Here is a 16,744-nt window from a genome sequence, read left to right as displayed (position 1 = left end):
GGATCACTTCTTGTCGAGTGATTTCTCGATTTTGGCGGTGGCCTGTTCGATGCCTTCCACGAGCTTCGTATCGAACTCGGGCAATGCGGGCAGATCCTTGGCATCGGCGACCAGGGGCTTGAGTTGTTCATGTATGGTGGTGCATGCGGCATGCAGATCGCGGTAGCCCTGCAGCAGTTTCGCGCTGTCCTTGAGCACCTCGGTGGTGTGCTGTTCCTGCTTGCGCTTGTCGGCGCGCATGGTGTTCAACGCACTTTCGACGGCTCTGCGAGCCTCGGCCTCTTCCTGCTTCTGCTTCTTGAGCGTGTTCATTTTACGCAGCACGTTTTCCGGCGTATCCGATAACGCCGTGTTGATCGCCTTCATGGCCTTTTCCTGTTCGGCGATGCGTTCCTTCAATTTCTGGATTTCCCGGGTCGTCCCGGTGCGTTCGGCCACGATGTCCCGGCCCATGCCTTCCTGAGCGGCGCGCAACTGTTCGATCGTGGCGGCGGCGGCGGCCTGAGCCTTTTCACTTGCGGTCAGCTTTTTCTCGATCGCGGCGACCGTGTTCTTGGCTTCCGCCTGAACCTGGGCGACATGAGTCTCGGACTTGGCGATCTTCTGGATGACGCTTTCGAGCGCTTCTTTGAGTTGTTCCTGGGTGCAGTTCGGATCCAGCTTCAATGCATCGGTTGCGGTTCGCATCAGCACCTGTTTACTGATGGCGAGTTCCTTCCATACCTTCAATTGAAGCTCTAGTTCCGGTTGATTCACATCGGATTCCTTGGGGTGGTTGATCATGGGGGCGCGGATTGTAGTCCAGAATGAGTCTTGCTGAGGAGGCTTGGTATCGGGGAGGTTGCCCGGAGCGTGCCGGCGATTGCCGCGGAAATCCCGCGTGGGCGTGACTGAGCCTGGGAAAATCCCACAATGAGCCGGACTGGAGCGAAATTCAGACGGAAATGAGATTTCCTTGATTCAAGTAGCGAGCCGGGATCGGGTTTCAGCCAAATTCGAGTTACAAGCCGAGCCCTTAATTGTCGGATGATATGGCCGCTGGATCAATGCCGGCGTCATCGAATTCTTCAAGCCCCAGGTCGATTTGTCGGTTGATTTACCGCTGCTCGGCCTTTGCTGACAGGTCTGGAGGGCCTTTCGCAGGCGGATCCGGGAATCTTGAAGGTTTTCGCAGGGATTTCATGGGCTCCGGGAGCCTGAGTTTTCGGAATGCCCGCCGGGGCGGTCAGCGGGTGGTTTCCGGATCGCCGGGACGGTTCCTGGGCGGTCCCCAGGGGACAGCCGGACGGCATCCGGCTGGCGCTCTACACGATCCTTGTGACCAGGGTGTCCAAACCGTCGATGCCGCCTTCCAGGTGATCGCCACGCTCGAGCGGGCCGACGCCGGCGGGCGTTCCCGTGTAGATCAAGTCTCCCGGGACGAGTTCGAACAAGGCCGAGAGCTCGGCAACGATTTCCGGAACGCTCCAGATCAGTTCGGACAGATCTGCGTCCTGGCGCAGCTTATCGTTGACATTCAGCCAGATACGGCCGCGTTGCAGATGTCCGCATAGCGCCGCCGGCGTGATGGCCGAGATAGGCGCCGAGCGGTCGAAGCCCTTGGCCGTGTCCCAGGGATGCCGCTGTTCACGCGCGGTCGATTGCAGATCTCGTCGAGTAAGATCGTTACCGACGGCATAGCCGAAAACATGCTCCAGTGCATGTGTCATCGGAATATCTAAGCCGCCTGTGCCGATAGCGATCACCAGTTCGATTTCATGGTGCAGATCGGCAGTGCGCGGCGGATACGGTATCTCGGCATGATTGGCGACGATGGCATCGGCCGGCTTGGTGAAAAAGCACGGCGGCTCGCGCCCAGGGTCCGAGCCCATCTCACGCGCATGCGCAGCGTAATTGCGCCCTACGCAATAGATGCGGTGGACGGGAAAGCGCTCCTCGCGATTCTTGATTTCGACCGACGGGATGGAAGGGGGAGGAAATGCGAATAACATGTGTCGCGACGCTCGGTTGGGGCCCGGATATCTCGTGTGCCGGGCTTGCTCACGGCGCAGGAGAAATTCTGCTTAGCGGTCCTCCTGGATGATATTGCGGCTCCAGTCGGCACGGCTGCGCGAATGATCGTACTCCAACGCGGTCATGCAATGAGTGCTGCAGCAGGCATCCTGCCAGCGTACGACCAGATAGCCCCCGGCGCGCAGCCGCCAGACATCGCCGCGCAGCTCGATACCGCTGTCTTTAAGTCGAACCGGGTCACCCACCCGTAGCTGGATCCATTCGTCGCTCATGGCTCGCCTCTCCTTGACCTTGTTATCGGCCGGAGCTGCGCCTAGCGTAGGCAATGCCTTGCCGATGTTCGACTGCGAGAGGGTCTGAATTGCGTCCGGGATGTCTGGGATGAGTGCTGGTTCACATTCATGGGTACGGTGGACTACCCGGAAATATGAGCTTTTTTACGTAATGCCGCGCACGCGGAGATCGATCCTCGCCTGGTGAAGGAGCGCCATCGATGCCGTGCGCGCCACGCTGGAGCGGGATTGCGGTCTCGTCCGGTGAAGGGGCGCTGCGCCCGCTCATTCCTGGTGCGCGAATATTCGCGCGAAGAAATCTCCCGGCTGCCAGTGCGGCCGGGCCGACGCATCGGCCGCCGCCAGCGCGATACGCAGGTTGACCTTTCCCAGGTCTGCCATGGTTCGATAGTCCATCGGCAGAGACAGATCGTCACCGGGTTGATGATGGCGGCTGGCGCGGAATTGCCGCCGCATCTGCTCCAGATCCAGCGCATTGTCGCGCGCACGATATCCGCCGGTCAGGGCGAGCGCAGGAATGCCGCGGCGGATGAACGAGAATTGATCGCCGCGTATGAGGCGCAATTCTTCCGGAAAGCGTTCTGAGGCGAGTTGGTATCCCTGGCTCGCTGCAGCCGAACGTGCCATCACGCCCAGAGTCGAGTGTCGCGCTCCGATCGCGACGAAGTCCTGCAGCGGCGCGAAAATCAGCGGCATATCGATATTGATGTTTGCCACGATGCGTCGGTTCGCCGCCCGAGCGCTGTGCACGAGGAAGTCCGAGCCCAGCAGGCCCTTCTCCTGCGCGGTCACGGCGGCGATCAGGAGCGAGCGACGCGAACGTACCTTGGATGCGTGCAGCGCATGGGCGATCTCCAGCAGGATGGCCACACCGGCGGCGTTGTCGTGCGCGCCGTTGTAGATCGAATCGCCGTCGACGGCGGAACCGCGGCCCAGATGATCCAGATGCGCACTCAGCACGATATATTCGTCTTTGAGCTGAGCATCCGCGCCCGGATATACAGCGATGACGTTGGAGCTTTGGGTGCGCCGCAGTCCGGTTGTCGCCGACAGCGTCAGCATACCGGGGAGTTCGAAGCCTTGTGCATCACCTGTCTCAGCCGTCGCGAGCACTTCCGGGAGACTGGCGGGACTTTGCTCGAACAGGTACGCGGCGGCAGCGTGATTGAAACGGAATTGCAACTTCAGTTGAGGATAGGTGTTCTGCGGTTCGCCCTGCTCGTTCAGCCAGCGCATCTGCGAGGTCCAGCTCATGGCGACGCGCCGCTCCCATGGGATGCGGCGGCTGTCTTCCAGAGAATCGACGTGGATGACGCCTACCGCGCCATGCTCGAGGAGCGTGGCCGCCTTGCGCTGCGGCCAGGAATAATAAGCCCGTTGATGGTCCGGGAACTTCGCCGGTGCGCCGCTCAGCACCACGACGATGCGTCCCTTGACATCGATGTTCGCAAAGTCGTCATGCTGCAATTCGGGTGCCTCGACACCGAATCCCGCAAATACCAGCGGTGCGCTCAAGGTGGAGCTGGCCGATTCAAAATCGGCGGAAGGCAGATAGTCGATGCCGTACTCGAATACATGACTGCCGCCTGCGAACACCCATTCCGCGGACGAACCAGGCAGCACCGGTGTCGCCTCTAGAAGCGGGACGGGTTGGAAAAACGAGTCCGCCTCCCCGGCGGGCAGCAGCCCGGACTGCTGGAATTGTGCCGCCACGTAGGCAGCTGCGATGTCATGTCCGCGCGAGGCGGCGGCACGCCCCTCCAGCAGATCGTCGGCGAGAAATTCGACGTGTGCGCGTATGGCAGAGGGGCGAATGGCATCCCAGGGAGCACCGCTTGCAGGCTGGGCCAAGGGCAGCAGCATCCACAGCAGCACGGTGGCCGATGTATGCAGAGCGTGCCGGGAGCTTGAAATCACATTCATCGGGGGCATTGTAGGATGGAATCCCGGTCGGCGGGGCAGCGCAAGCGTTCGCCGCTACGCTGGCAGCGCCGGCCGGAGAGGCGCCGACCGGTGAGGCATGGCTGATCCACGCTGCGGGCCGGTCGGTTGGAGTCCGGCCGGGCGTTGCTTAAAATGCGCGGTGATGCCGGACGGAAGTGGTTGGGACGGAAGCGGTTGGGTTGAAATCGATCGGGTCGGGAGTCGGTGGGTGAAAATCAAATTGAATGTCGTCGATCGTGATGGTCAGACGCATGAACTCGAGGTACCGGCACAAGGTTCTCTGATGGAGGCGTTGCGGGATCCGGACTATGGCCTGGCGGCGGCATGTGGCGGCATGTGCTCCTGCGCCACTTGTCATGTGTATGTGGCGCCTGAATGGATCGATCGCGTTCCCGATCGGCAAAGCGACGAGCATGAGCTGTTGACCGAGCTGGAATTCGCTCAAAAGCATTCACGCCTGTCTTGCCAGATTCCGCTGGGCGCGCATCTGGACGGGCTGCAGCTGACCTTGGCTCCGGAGGAATAGGCCCGGACAGGAGGTTGCAGGGGTTTTCGGTCTGGCGGCCTTGGAACCCGGCGCCGGCTGCGGCATTCTGACTCGAGATGTTGCACGACCGCGGACTACCGATGGTTTTGATCGTGCTTGCGGGAGGACTGTTCCTGCAAGGCTGCGCTTCCCCTGCCGAACGCACGCGGACCGGTCCGCCGGCTGCCGTGTCGCCGCTGGCATCGAGCGCGCGGGAATTCGCTGCTGCCGGTTTGGGCAGCGAGATCGCGATGCGGGCGATGTCCCTGCTCGGCACGCCTTATCACTACGGCGGCGAGGCACCCGGCGGATTCGATTGCAGCGGCCTGGTGCGCTTCGTACACCGTCAACTCGGCATCGATGTGCCGCGCACTACGCTCGAACAATATTCCGCCGCGGATCCCGTCGGTCTCGAACAGCTTGCACCCGGTGACCTGTTGTTTTTCAAGACTCGCGGCACACGCGTTTCCCACGTGGCGATCTATACCGGCGAGGGCCGCTTCATCCACGCGCCGCAAACGGGGCGCACCGTCGAGCTGCGTACCTTGGACGATGCATATTATCGGCCCCGGCTGGCTGGAGCGGGCCGGCTGTTTTGACGGCTCCTTTGGCGGCTCCGAGCAGGACATGATCCCGGCTCGAAACCGCCCGGTGTCCGGCCTGGCGCCATGATCGCGGCGGCGCATGATGCCGCCCGTACCCCACGCAGCCGTGCCGTACCCCTACCGGTCGGACCCGTTCAGGCGCTCGCGGATCAAGCTGTCCACGACACCAGGATCAGCCAGGGTGGAGATATCGCCGAGCTGATCATGCTCGTTGGCGGCGATCTTGCGCAGGATGCGCCGCATGATCTTTCCAGAACGGGTCTTGGGCAGGCTGGGCGCCCACTGGATGAAGTCGGGCGTGGCAATCGCGCCGATTTCCTGGCGTACACGGTTGCGCAGTTCGGTGCGCAACTCCTCGCTGGGTGTCTCGCCTAGATTGAGGGTGACATAGACATAGATGCCCTGTCCCTTGACATCGTGCGGGCAGCCGACGACCGCGGCTTCCGCCACTTTCGGATGCGCCACCAGCGCACTTTCGATTTCGGCGGTGCCCAGCCGGTGGCCGGCAACGTTCAGCACGTCATCCACGCGGCCGGTGATCCAGTAGTAGCCGTCCGCATCGCGCTTTGCGCCGTCGCCGGTGAAGTATTTTCCCGGAAACGTCCGGAAATAGGTCTCCACGAAGCGCGCATGATCGCCGAATACGGTGCGCATCTGGCCCGGCCAGCTATCGATGAGCACCAGATTGCCTTCAGCGACGCCATCGAGCATGTTGCCTTCGTTATCGACAATGGCGGGTTGTACGCCGAAGAAGGGCAAGGTGGCCGAACCTGGTTTTTGGTCGATCGCTCCGGGCAGGGGCGAGATCAGGATGCCGCCGGTTTCCGTTTGCCACCAGGTATCCACGACGGGACAGCGGCCGTCGCCGACGACGCGGTGATACCACTCCCAGGCCTCGGGGTTGATGGGCTCGCCGACGGAACCCAGCAGACGCAGCGAGCGCCGCGACCATTGTTTGACGGGCTCCTCGCCTTCGCGCATCAAGGCGCGTATCGCCGTCGGCGCAGTGTAGAACAGTGTGACTGCATGCTTGTCGACGATCTGCCAGAAACGGCCGGCGTCGGGATAGCTGGGCACACCTTCGAACATCACGGTCGTGGCGCCATTGGCGAGCGGACCATATAGGACATAACTGTGGCCGGTGACCCAGCCCACGTCCGCGGTGCACCAGAAGATGTCGTCCTCGCGCAGATCGAACACCAGTTCATGCGTCATTGCGACGAACACCAGATAGCCGCCGCTGGTATGCAGGACGCCCTTTGGCTGCCCGGTGGAACCGGAAGTGTAAAGGATGAACAGGGGGCTCTCCGCATCCATGGCTGCAGCCGGACATTCCTTGCTTTGGCCTTGTAGCAGATCCTCGAACCATCGATCGCGGCCTTTCTGCATGGACACGTTCGATCCCAGGCGCCGCGTAACCAGCACATGCTTGACGCATTGGGTGCCGGACGCCTTCAGCGCCTCATCGACATTTTCCTTGAGCGCGATGCGCCTGCCGCCACGCAATCCCTCGTCGGCCGTGATGACGACGCTCGAGCCGCAATCGGCAATACGCCCGGCGAGCGAATCCGCGGAGAATCCGCCGAATACCACCGAGTGCACCGCGCCGATGCGGGCGCATGCCAGCATTGCCACGGCGGCTTCCGGGATCATCGGCAAATAGATGGTGACCCGATCGCCTGGACCGACGCCCAGGGATTTCAGAGCATTGGCACATTGGCAGACGCGTTCATGGAGCTGGCGGTAGCTGATGTGCTCCGACAAGCGGGGATCATCGCCTTCCCAGATGATGGCGGTCTTGTCACCGCGCTTGAGCAGATGGCGATCCAGGCAGTTGGCGGCGACATTGAGCTTGCCGTCATAGAACCAGCGAATGCGGAAATCGTGCTCGTCGAAGCTGGTGTCCTTGATCTTGGTATACGGTTGGATCCAGTCCAGGCGCCGGCCGATGCGTGCCCAGAACCCATTCGGATCACGGATCGATTCCTGGTACAGCCGCTGATAATCCGCCTGGCGCAAATGAGCCAGGGTGGCGAAGTCGTCGGGTACCTTGTGGATTTTCTCGGACATTCGTTTTCGCCGGTGCGTGAATAGGGGTGCTACAGCGCAGCGAGGGATTGGCGTATCTGTTCGGCCTGCCTTGCGAGCAGCGCTTTGTCGGCGGGTTTGCGGGCATGCATCAGCAGCTCGGTGCCCTCGTAACAGGGAATGATATGGAAGTGAATGTGAAAGACGGATTGACCCGCCATCGCTTCGTTGAACTGCAGGATGCGGATACCGCCGGGGTTGAACGCCTGACGCACCCCGCGCGCAACCCACTGTGTCGACTCGATCAGCCTGGCCAGCGCCTGCGGTTCGATATCGAAAAAATTACGGGCGCGCACTTTCGGAATCACGAGCGTATGCCCGTCGGACTGCGGCATTGCGTCCATGAAGGCGAGCGTATGAGGATCTTCATGAACCTTGAAGGCCGGGATCTCGCCGCGGATGATTTTCGCGAATACGTTATTGTCGTCGTACATTCAGATACCTGCTTTGCTGAGAGTATCGACAACCTGCCGCAGCGCTCTGCCCAGTGCCGGATGTTCCGCCTCGAACTGTACGGCCAGTTCATTGAGCCGTGCGGTACGCGATTGTTGTTCGATAGCACTGGCCGATTGGCCCAGCAGGCGAGTGATGTCGGTCAATAGTGCAATGAGCAGCTCGCGTGTCTGCGGATCGACCGAGCGTGTACGGGCGAGTTCGGCATGTAGTGCCGCAAGCTGCTCGTTCAAAGGTTGCATTATACGAATTCTCCGTCCGCGGCCGGGCGCGGCAGCTTGCGAGGACAGGGTGGATGACAGCGGATACGGTATCCATGTCGAGAACATTCTATCCCGATGCTCTCGTTTTCCAACCCTGCAGCCGTGAAGGGGCATTCGGGTCAGCGCCTGCCGCGCCCGGCGCGCACGGCAGCGGCATTCCTGGGGTCGTCCGGCCAGGAATGTTTCGGATAGCGTCCCTTGAGCTCCTTTTTTACCTCAAGATAACCGTGTGCCCAGAAGCTGGCCAGATCCCGAGTCACCTGTACCGGACGGCCTGCGGGCGAAAGCAGCTGCAAGGTCAGCGGTACACGGCCGGCGATGGTCGGCGTGACGTGCAGGCCGAAGACTTCCTGCAGCCTTACGGCGACGCTGGGCGCGTCGCCGGAATAGTCGATGGGAATGCGCGAGCCGCTGGGCACTTCCAGATGACTGGGCGCAAGGTGTGCAAGCCGCTGCTGCGCATTCCAGTCCAGCAGGGACATGAGGATGGCATGCAGATCCAGACGCGCCAGGTGTTCCCTTCGGCTCATGCCGGATAGCCAGGGCGACAGCCAGTCCTCAAGTTGTGCGCCTAATACGGCATCGCTCACGTCGGGTCCGATCGAGACATCCATGCGGCGTGCAAACATCAGGCGCCGCTGCAGGGAGCGCGCCTCGCGGCTCCAGGGCAGAGCGTCGATGCCGAGTTCGCGTATGCCCTGGAGCAAGGCGCGATGCATGCGTTCCTCATCGGGTTGTTCGATACGCCGTTCGCGCAACTTGATCGCGCCCAGCCAGTCTTCATCCTGCGCCAGTACCGCCTGGCTGCGTGCATCCCATTCGCAACGCCGACGATGTTCGATACGCGCCGCGAAGTCCGCCGTCAAATGCGTCCGCTCCAAGGGCGCGGCAAGACGGATCGATGCCTCGCGCTCACCGGCCTCCAGATCGGCAACGACCAGGAATTCCGCGCGTGCGAGACTCTGCCCCGGCGGAAGCGCGGCGCCGCGCCCATTGGCGAGGAGGTAGCGGCCATCGGCCCCGCGCGACTGCGCCACGCGTTCCGGATAGGCAAAGGCCAGCAGGCGGCCGATGTCCGTATCATGGTCTGCAGCGAAATCCTCCTGGCGGGCGGGATGCTCGGTTCCGTCCGCGCGGCCCTGCAGCTGCCGCCTCAGCAAGGGGATATTGCGCAGCGCTCGCCGGCGAGCACCTGTATCGATGCGCAGTTCTGCGCCGGCTGCCGGGTCGGTGATTCGACCGTGGCGCAACGCTTCCAGCCGCAGGCGCAGATCTACGTTGCGATGGGCGGGTCCGGTGCGCAGCAGATCACGCTCGCCCAATACGGCGGCGATTTCCAGCGCGGTGCGCTGCATGCCCAGTGCGGCGCCGCGCAGGATCATGTGCGCCAGGCGCGGATGCGTGCCGAGCCGGTTCAGTGCGCGTCCATGTGTGTTGATCCGTCCATGGTTGTCCAATCCTTCGAGCGAAGTCAGCAGGTCGCGCGCCTGCTGGAAGGCCGCAGCCGGCGGCGGATCCAGCCAGCATAACCGGCCCGGATCATGGATGCCCCAGGCGGCGAGGTCCAGCGCCAGCGGCGCCAGATCGGTTTCCAGGATTTCTGCGGGCGTATGCGCCGGCAGGGCGTCATGCTCGGCTCGTGTCCAGAGCCGATAACAGATGCCGGGTGCGAGGCGCCCGGCACGTCCTCGGCGCTGACTTGCCGAGGCGCGCGAGATACGCTGCGTTTCGAGCCGGTTCATGCCGGTGGCCGGATCGAATCGGGCGCGGCGCGCCAGGCCGGTATCCACCACGATGCGCACCCCTTCGATCGTCAGGCTGGTCTCGGCGATGTTCGTGGCGAGCACGATCTTGCGCTCCCCGGCGTGGCCGGGCCGTATGGCGGCCTGTTGGGCGTCCAGTCCCAGTTCTCCATATAAAGGCGATATCCGCGTGCCTTGCGGCAGGGAGAGGTTTTCCAGCAGTTGCCGCGTGCGGTGGATTTCCGCCTGACCGGGCAGGAAGGCAAGGATGTCGCCAGGTGACTCGAGACAGGCTTGTCGTATCGTGGCGGAGGTCATGCCGGCGACATCGGGGCGTCGTCCGGCACCGCGCGGGGCTCCGGCTCGGAAGGCATCGAGCCAGCGAACCTCGACGTCGAATGCACGGCCCTGGGCGTTCACGATGGGCGCGCCGTGCAGCAGCCGGGCGACGGCCTCGCCGTCGAGCGTCGCGGACATCACCAGGATCTTCAGGTCTTCGCGCAATGTCTGCTGCACGTCCAGACTCAGCGCCAGCCCCAGATCGCCTTGCAGACTGCGTTCGTGGAATTCGTCGAAGATCAGCAGACCCACCCCTTCCAGCGCGGCGTCGTACTGCAGCCGACGGGTCAGTATTCCCTCGGTGACGACTTCGATACGAGTGTCCTTACCGATTCGGGATTCCAGCCGGGTTCGATAGCCGATCGTGGTGCCGACATTCTCACCGAGCGTGGCGGCCATGCGCTCGGCGACGGCGCGTGCCGCCAGGCGGCGTGGTTCCAGCATCACGATTTTGCGGCCCTGCAGCCACTCTTCCGCGAGCAGTGTCGGCGGTACACCGGTGGACTTGCCGGCGCCGGGCGGCGCCTGCAGTACCACGTTGGCATGCCGCCTCAGCGCCAGCCGCAGCGCATCCAGCGCCGCAGCGATGGGCAGAGCGGAAATATGCGCAGAAGCAACGGAAGGTTCGAACATGGATTCGTCCAGGCCAGCGCGACGCATCGATCAATCCTTGGTCGACAGGACCGCGGCCCGCAGGCGGTCCACGTCCTTTTTGCCCAGCAGCCTGGCCTGGCCGGGTTTCAGTCCCGGCGCCCGCAACGGGCCGATGGCGACACGCTCGAGTTCACGGACTTTCAGCCCCGTGCGTGCCAGCATGCGGCGAATTTCGCGGTTCTGCCCTTCCCGCAGACGGATGCTCAGCAATGTACGATCGCCGCGGGCACGGTCGACCCGGCGCTCGATGATGCGTACCGATTCCATCGAGGCGCGCTTTGCCGCCTTGGCGCCCTCCGCACGCGGATCGAACAGATACATGCCGGCACGAAGTTTTTTCATCTGTTCCTCGCCCGCAAGCCCCGCGCAGGTCACGCGGTATTCCTTGGTGACGCCGAACTTCGGATGAGTCAACCGATAGGCCAGGTCGCCATCGTTGGTGAGCAGCAGCAGGCCCGTGGAGTCACCATCCAGCCGTCCGACCGGGAACAGGCGTGCGTTGCGCCTCAGCGCCAGCGGTACCAGATCCAGCACATTGCGCCGGCCTTCGGGATCGCGCGTGGTGGTGATCACCCCTTTCGGTTTGTTGATGAGCACATAAATATGCGCATGTGCCTGGATGGCGGTTGCGGCTTCGGATCGGCTCGCGGGCTGATTCCCGGACCGTTCCTGATTTCGAGCGGCGTCTTCAGGATGCGTACCTGCGGCAGCGGACAGCCGGAGGATTTCGCCGTCGAGTTCGACAATGTCTCTGGCGGGATCGATGAAACAGGGCAGGGTGTCGATGGTGCGTCCGTTCACGCGCACACGCCCGGTAGTGATCATGTTTTCGCAATCACGACGCGCACCCAGACCGGCGTCGGCCATGGCTTTCTGCAGGCGCACCCCCGGCGCCGGAGGTGTCAGCCGCCGGGTGGCCGCCGAGCCGGATTCGCCGTCGTTTCGCCGGCGTGCGGCGGTTTTACCGCGGGCCGGGGAAGCGTGCCGCTGTCGGGGACTCGTCATTGGAAGTTTGCCTGGATGAGTGGATCCGTAAGCTTACCTCGCTCGTTTCCGCGCCGCTGTCTTGCATGACGGCGCGAAAAAGGCCTTCACAAGACATGCCGTTCGTAACCATCCTGGGTTATAGCCCGCCCATGGCGCTTGCTTCGTCATGCATTCAAATCGAAATGCATGACGAAGCAAGCGCCATGGGCGGGCTGGATTCCGATCTGCTATGGGTCGGGCCGCAGGTCGGGCAGGGGACGGGCCGGATCGCCGAGCCATTTTGCCGGCAGCGGCAAGGCGTCGATGATCGACATCAGCAAGGCGGCGGCATAGGGAACCGCCTGGATCAGCAGGACCGCGATCCAGACCGAGACGTCGGTTCCCTTCAACTCCCGCGGCAGGCCGATCACAAGTCCGGGTGCAATTGCGAACCGATGAGTCAGACCCAGGACCGCCAGCAATAGTGCCGCCAGTATCAGCATTTCCTGCCGGGCATCTGTAACGGCGCGAGCCAGCACATGCCGCGTGCCATGCTTGGGCGTACGAAAAAAAGGTTCGTCGCGGGTGAACAGAGCCTTGATCACCGCCTTGCCGATGGTGTGCGACAGACTCAGTCCCGCCATTGCCGCGGCGAACGTCTGGCGCACGTTCGTGCCGATGCGCGAAGTATACAGGTGGGCAAGTTTCAGCAGCTTGAACGTGAACAGGACCAGCGGCAGCGCCGAGAACATGATCGGCGGCGGATCGATGCGATTGGGCCACAGAATCATTGCCGCCGACCAGCACAAAGCCGCCAGGGTGAAGATCAGATTGAGACCGTCGGCGAGCCAGGGCAGCCAGCCGGCGATGAAATGATAACGCTGGCCGCGTGTCAGCCGTGAACGTGTGCCGGAGAACAAGGCAGCGGCATGTATGCGCAGGATCTGCACGGCGCCGTAGGCCCAGCGGAAGCGCTGTTTTCTATAGTCGGCGAAGCTGTCCGGCATCAGACCGCGGCCGTAGCTATGCACCAGATAGCAGGCTTCATGACCTAGGGCGAACAAGCGCAGGCCTAATTCGGCATCCTCCGTGATGCACCACTGAGCCCATCCGTCTGCCTGTTCCAGGGCCGCGCGGCGAACCAAGGTCATGGTGCCATGCTGGATGATGGCGTTGCGCTCATTGCGGGTCACCATGCCGATGTGAAAAAAACCGCGATACTCGGCGTAGCACATCGCCTTGAACAAGCTGGCGCCGCTGTCCCGATAATCCTGCGGTGCCTGTACGATCGCGACCTTCGGATCATCGAAGCCCGGCACCAGGTCGCACAGCCAGCGCGTATCGACGCGATAGTCGCTGTCGATCACGGCGATGATGTCGGCGTCCGCAGCCGTGCGGCGCAGCGCGTAGTTCAATGCGCCGGCCTTGAAGCCGGCCAGCGGTGCGGCATGGAAAAAGCGAAAGCGCGGACCGAGGAGCCGGCAATGCGCCTCCAAAGGCCGCCACACGGCTTCATCGGCCGTGTTGTTGTCGACCAGAATGACCTCGAAGTCCGGATAGTCTAGCGCGGCGAGCGCGTTCAGCGTCTCGATCAACATCGGTACCGGTTCATTGTAGGCCGGTACGTGAATGGAAACTTTCGGCCAATGTCGTGAGGGTACCGAAGAGACGGTGAAACGCCGCCGCCGGGTGGTGGCCCAGTGCGCCTCGGCCCATTCGTGTGCTTCGGTCAGCAGCAGTGCGATCACGGCGAGCATGCACAGGATCAGCAAGGCGCCGATGATGATGCCGCCGAAACTCAGGTATCGCTGCGAGTAGTCGTAGATGATCCATACCGCGGCGGTGGCTGCCGCATAGACCACCATCGCCAGCAGGCCGCGTCCGCGGATGCGCAGCGCCGTACTGTGCATATAGAGCTGTCCCAGCAGGAGGGCGGCGAGCGCCACCGAAATGACGGCGAGCAACTGCCAACGCTGTACGCGCACGATGGGAGCGACGAATTCGAATTTCGGCCGACGATGTACATCGTACACGCCCCAGTAGGCGCCGACTGCGCCTTCGAAGCGCGCCTTCCACGGCTGATCGAAGGCTTCCATCAGATAGTAGACATAGCCTGCATCACGTGCCAGGCGCAGAAAGCGGCGCAGAAACAGCGCTTCGTGACTGACCGAGGCGATCGCCTGACCGCGGGTGCGCCCGTCGGAAGGCCAACCCACCTCTCCGATGACGATGAGCTTGTCGGGAAAAGCCGCTTGCAGCTGTCGCATCGTGCCGGCAATGAAATCGTTCGCCTGTTCGACACCGATGCCTTCCCAGTAAGGCAGCAGGTGCACGGTGACGAAATCCACGTGCTGCGCCAGTTCGGGGTTCCTCAGCCAGACATGGGCCGGCTCGGCAGTGCTGACCGGCTGTTGCACCGCTTCCCGGACTCGGTCGATGTGCTGCACCAGCTCGGCGAGCGTCAGATCGCCACGATGCAGGACTTCGTTGCCGACGATGACGTGGGTGACATTGTCATTGTCCTGCGCCAGGCGGATGGCTCCGTGGATTTCCGCTTCATTGCTGTGCCGCCGAGTATCCAGCCAGGCGCCGACCGTGATCTTGATGCCGTGATGTGCGGCGAGCTGCGGCACTTCCGCCAGGCTGTACAGCGAGGAATAGATGCGCAGCGCGGCGACCTTGCCGGACAGCAGCTGCAGATCCGCCTCGATCTGCGTTCTGTCGGGTAGTCTGCGATAGGCCGGATCCTGGTCGGCGTGGAACGGCGAGAAGGCCATGCCCTGCACGCGGGCCGGCCAGGGCGGCTCAGCGGCGGGACGGTTCATGTAGGCCCACAGTCCGAACGTGAGTATGGCGAAAACCAACGCCACGGCGATGCCGGAATCTTTCATGATTCAGGCTGGCGCGAACGCCGCAGGCCGCTTGCCCGAGCCGATATCATGATCCGCAATCAGGCTGCCGCGCAGGGTCACTGGATGCAGGATGATGATGGAAGACACTTCGTCGGATGAGAATCACGGCTGAGTCCACGGCGAGCCGTCAGGATGGCTGCGTATTGCCGGGAAGGGTTGATTCCGGCGGGCGGTCCGGGCGACATGTTAACTCAAGACGTCCTGGTGGAGCGCACCAAGTCGGATGTCTTGGCGCAGTACGCAGCGTCGCTGGGTGCGGCGATAGGATTTCAGCGTGCCGCTGTGCTGTCGGGAGGCGCCGAGCGTCGTGATGGCCCGGTGTCAACGTGTCAGCTTGCCGACCAGACGCGAAAACAGCGAGCCGTTCTTGGGAATTTCACGAATACCGCTTTCGGACAGTGCGACGGCACGAGCTTCTTCCAGCAGTTGCTCCGACAAGCTGCGTGGCGCCAGGGCCTTGTGCTTGCCCGTCATGCCTGTCCTGTTGCGCGAGGGTGTCGGACGCTGCCGCGCAGACACAATGGCCTTGGGCTCGTGCCGTGATGCAAGCTGCGCCAGGGTCGAGGCGCTGATACCGGATTTGAAACTGCCCGTGGTTGCGGCATCGAGTTGCTCGACGGTCTGTCGGTCGCCGGTCCGCGATTCGAATGCGCCGGTTGCCAGGGGGGCGAAGTCCGGCGTGGGCACGGCCAGCGTTATCGTCGGGATGTCGGCTCGAGGCGCGCGAGCCGGAGTGAGCGTGACGATGTCCGCGCTCGCCGCCGGCCGTGTCTGCTCCGGAGGAGCCTTGAACCGGGTGTACTCGGCTTCGCTCACGCGCAGAACCGTCGGTGTCGAGAAAAATGTCTTGAGATAGCCGCCGACCGCTTCGGCCGAAATATCCTCCTTGAAAAAACCGAGCCGCAGCGAGTGCACGATCTTGCCGGCATTCATCGAGGCCACCGAGTACAGCCGATAGGCGTCGAAGATGTCGAGATGCGGCATGGTGTCGAGATTGACCGGTTGCTCGGAAGCGGCCAACTGGATGGCAAACCACTTTTCCAGTCCTTCATCTTCGAGTTCCGCGCGCGTCAATGCACGGATCGTTTGGGTGGTATCGAGTTGCGGAGGCGAGCGGCGCATGGGACGTGTCGTGGCGGGCCGGATACCGGCGGCTTGCAGCGGCGTGACCACGAGCTCCGCCGGTGCTTGGCGCGCCGGTCGCTCCCCGGCCGTCGGTGCGGCAACGGGTGCCGCCGCCGGCCTGGGTTTCACGACTGTTTCGCGGCCGGCCGGCGCCAGGTAGCCTCGGGCGAATTTGCGGTCTTCCTCGTGCAGGCAGGCGGTGAAGGCCGTCGGGTATTGCTGGCGAACCAGGGCGAGCACATTCTCGGCGTGTGCTTCGCTGGAAAAAAAACCCAGGCGCAGGCGATGGCGGGTACGGCCGTCCTCCAGGCGTGAAACTCGATAGAGCCGGTAGTTCTCCAGGCCTGGAAGATTGCGGCCGTCGGTCGAGATCGGAGCGATGGAGGCGCATAAATTGATGACGAACAGCGTTGCCCCGGTGTCGGCGTCGCCATGCGTCACCGTCTGGAAACCGGCGGTCTCGACCGCCGGCGCTTGGAAGACTTTGCTGGTGTTGTCGGCCACGCTCGTTCCCCGGTCACGGATCCCATGACGCCTGTTTCAGGGCCGGCACTGCGGTCACGAGCGAGTAAAACTCGCCGGCGGCCGACGCTCGACGCAATGCCCGCGGGGAATTCATTCGGGGAGGATGTCGCTTTGCACGGTCCGTCTCGCTTGGATTCTGGATCGATCGGCCGGTATTCACCGCTGATCGATGGCGAGTCGGCAACCGCGAATCAATGTTCGCGGCTCCGCGGCAACCCCGCTGTCCTGGGAATGATTCCTGTAGACCGGAAGCTTTGCGTCCCCGCCTTTCGGCGAGTTTGCCCATTGTTTGACGA

General features: G+C 63.0%; 13 protein-coding genes and 1 riboswitch. Of the genes, 2 read left to right on the top strand and 11 right to left on the bottom strand.

Annotation, left to right across the window (positions count from 1 at the left end):
* Window positions 1-3: 3 nt before the first annotated feature.
* The 4 genes from ACG33_RS12525 to ACG33_RS12510 all read right to left on the bottom strand — a co-directional run bounded on the left by ACG33_RS12525 (window position 4) and on the right by ACG33_RS12510 (window position 4,229).
* Window positions 4-756 (bottom strand): hypothetical protein, encoded by a 753-nt coding sequence (locus ACG33_RS12525; protein WP_157071786.1) that lies wholly within the window; start codon window positions 754-756, stop codon window positions 4-6.
* Window positions 757-1,304: 548 nt separating this feature from the next.
* A complete protein-coding gene (locus tag ACG33_RS12520; protein WP_066921662.1) occupies window positions 1,305-1,991 on the bottom strand; it encodes a fumarylacetoacetate hydrolase family protein in 687 nt (228 codons plus the stop codon).
* A gap of 72 nt (window positions 1,992-2,063) precedes the next feature.
* Window positions 2,064-2,285 (bottom strand): hypothetical protein, encoded by a 222-nt coding sequence (locus ACG33_RS12515; protein WP_157071785.1) that lies wholly within the window; start codon window positions 2,283-2,285, stop codon window positions 2,064-2,066.
* Window positions 2,286-2,570: 285 nt separating this feature from the next.
* Window positions 2,571-4,229, bottom strand: a complete 1,659-nt coding sequence (locus ACG33_RS12510) for a M28 family metallopeptidase (protein ID WP_066921658.1) — start codon at window positions 4,227-4,229, stop codon at window positions 2,571-2,573.
* A gap of 229 nt (window positions 4,230-4,458) precedes the next feature.
* On the opposite strand from ACG33_RS12510, the gene ACG33_RS12505 reads away from it, so the two are divergent.
* Both ACG33_RS12505 and ACG33_RS12500 read left to right on the top strand, forming a co-directional pair.
* Complete coding sequence (locus tag ACG33_RS12505) at window positions 4,459-4,776, top strand: 2Fe-2S iron-sulfur cluster-binding protein (RefSeq protein ID WP_066921656.1); 318 nt, start codon at window positions 4,459-4,461, stop codon at window positions 4,774-4,776.
* Window positions 4,777-4,877: 101 nt separating this feature from the next.
* Window positions 4,878-5,375 carry a C40 family peptidase gene (locus ACG33_RS12500; RefSeq protein WP_168160092.1) on the top strand — a complete coding sequence of 166 codons (498 nt, stop codon included), beginning with the start codon at window positions 4,878-4,880 and terminating at the stop codon, window positions 5,373-5,375.
* Between the two features lie 123 nt (window positions 5,376-5,498).
* Here ACG33_RS12500 and acs read toward each other — a convergent pair whose 3' ends face one another.
* The 7 genes from acs to ACG33_RS12465 all read right to left on the bottom strand — a co-directional run bounded on the left by acs (window position 5,499) and on the right by ACG33_RS12465 (window position 16,427).
* Window positions 5,499-7,451 carry an acetate--CoA ligase gene (acs, locus tag ACG33_RS12495; protein ID WP_066921651.1) on the bottom strand — a complete coding sequence of 651 codons (1,953 nt, stop codon included), beginning with the start codon at window positions 7,449-7,451 and terminating at the stop codon, window positions 5,499-5,501.
* 29 nt (window positions 7,452-7,480) lie between these two features.
* Window positions 7,481-7,903, bottom strand: a complete 423-nt coding sequence (locus ACG33_RS12490) for an HIT family protein (RefSeq protein ID WP_066921649.1) — start codon at window positions 7,901-7,903, stop codon at window positions 7,481-7,483.
* Window positions 7,904-8,164 carry a DUF4404 family protein gene (locus ACG33_RS12485; RefSeq protein WP_066921647.1) on the bottom strand — a complete coding sequence of 87 codons (261 nt, stop codon included), beginning with the start codon at window positions 8,162-8,164 and terminating at the stop codon, window positions 7,904-7,906.
* Between the two features lie 140 nt (window positions 8,165-8,304).
* Complete coding sequence (gene hrpB / locus ACG33_RS12480; RefSeq protein ID WP_210399060.1) at window positions 8,305-10,926, bottom strand: ATP-dependent helicase HrpB; 2,622 nt, start codon at window positions 10,924-10,926, stop codon at window positions 8,305-8,307.
* A 3-nt stretch (window positions 10,927-10,929) separates the two neighbouring features.
* On the bottom strand, window positions 10,930-11,925 hold the full coding sequence (locus ACG33_RS12475) for a pseudouridine synthase (RefSeq protein ID WP_066921645.1): 996 nt from the start codon (window positions 11,923-11,925) through the stop codon (window positions 10,930-10,932).
* A gap of 209 nt (window positions 11,926-12,134) precedes the next feature.
* Window positions 12,135-14,777 (bottom strand): glycosyltransferase, encoded by a 2,643-nt coding sequence (locus tag ACG33_RS12470; RefSeq protein WP_066921642.1) that lies wholly within the window; start codon window positions 14,775-14,777, stop codon window positions 12,135-12,137.
* Window positions 14,778-15,119: 342 nt separating this feature from the next.
* Entirely contained in the window at window positions 15,120-16,427 is a 1,308-nt protein-coding gene (locus ACG33_RS12465; protein WP_066921640.1) for a hypothetical protein, read from the bottom strand.
* Window positions 16,428-16,655: 228 nt separating this feature from the next.
* Window positions 16,656-16,741: riboswitch (cyclic di-GMP riboswitch) on the bottom strand.
* Window positions 16,742-16,744: the final 3 nt, after the last annotated feature.

Origin of the sequence: Steroidobacter denitrificans, assembly GCF_001579945.1 — a bacterium.
GTDB classification, from domain to species: Bacteria; Pseudomonadota; Gammaproteobacteria; order Steroidobacterales; family Steroidobacteraceae; genus Steroidobacter; species Steroidobacter denitrificans.
This window is presented reverse-complemented; position numbering and strand designations above follow the sequence as displayed.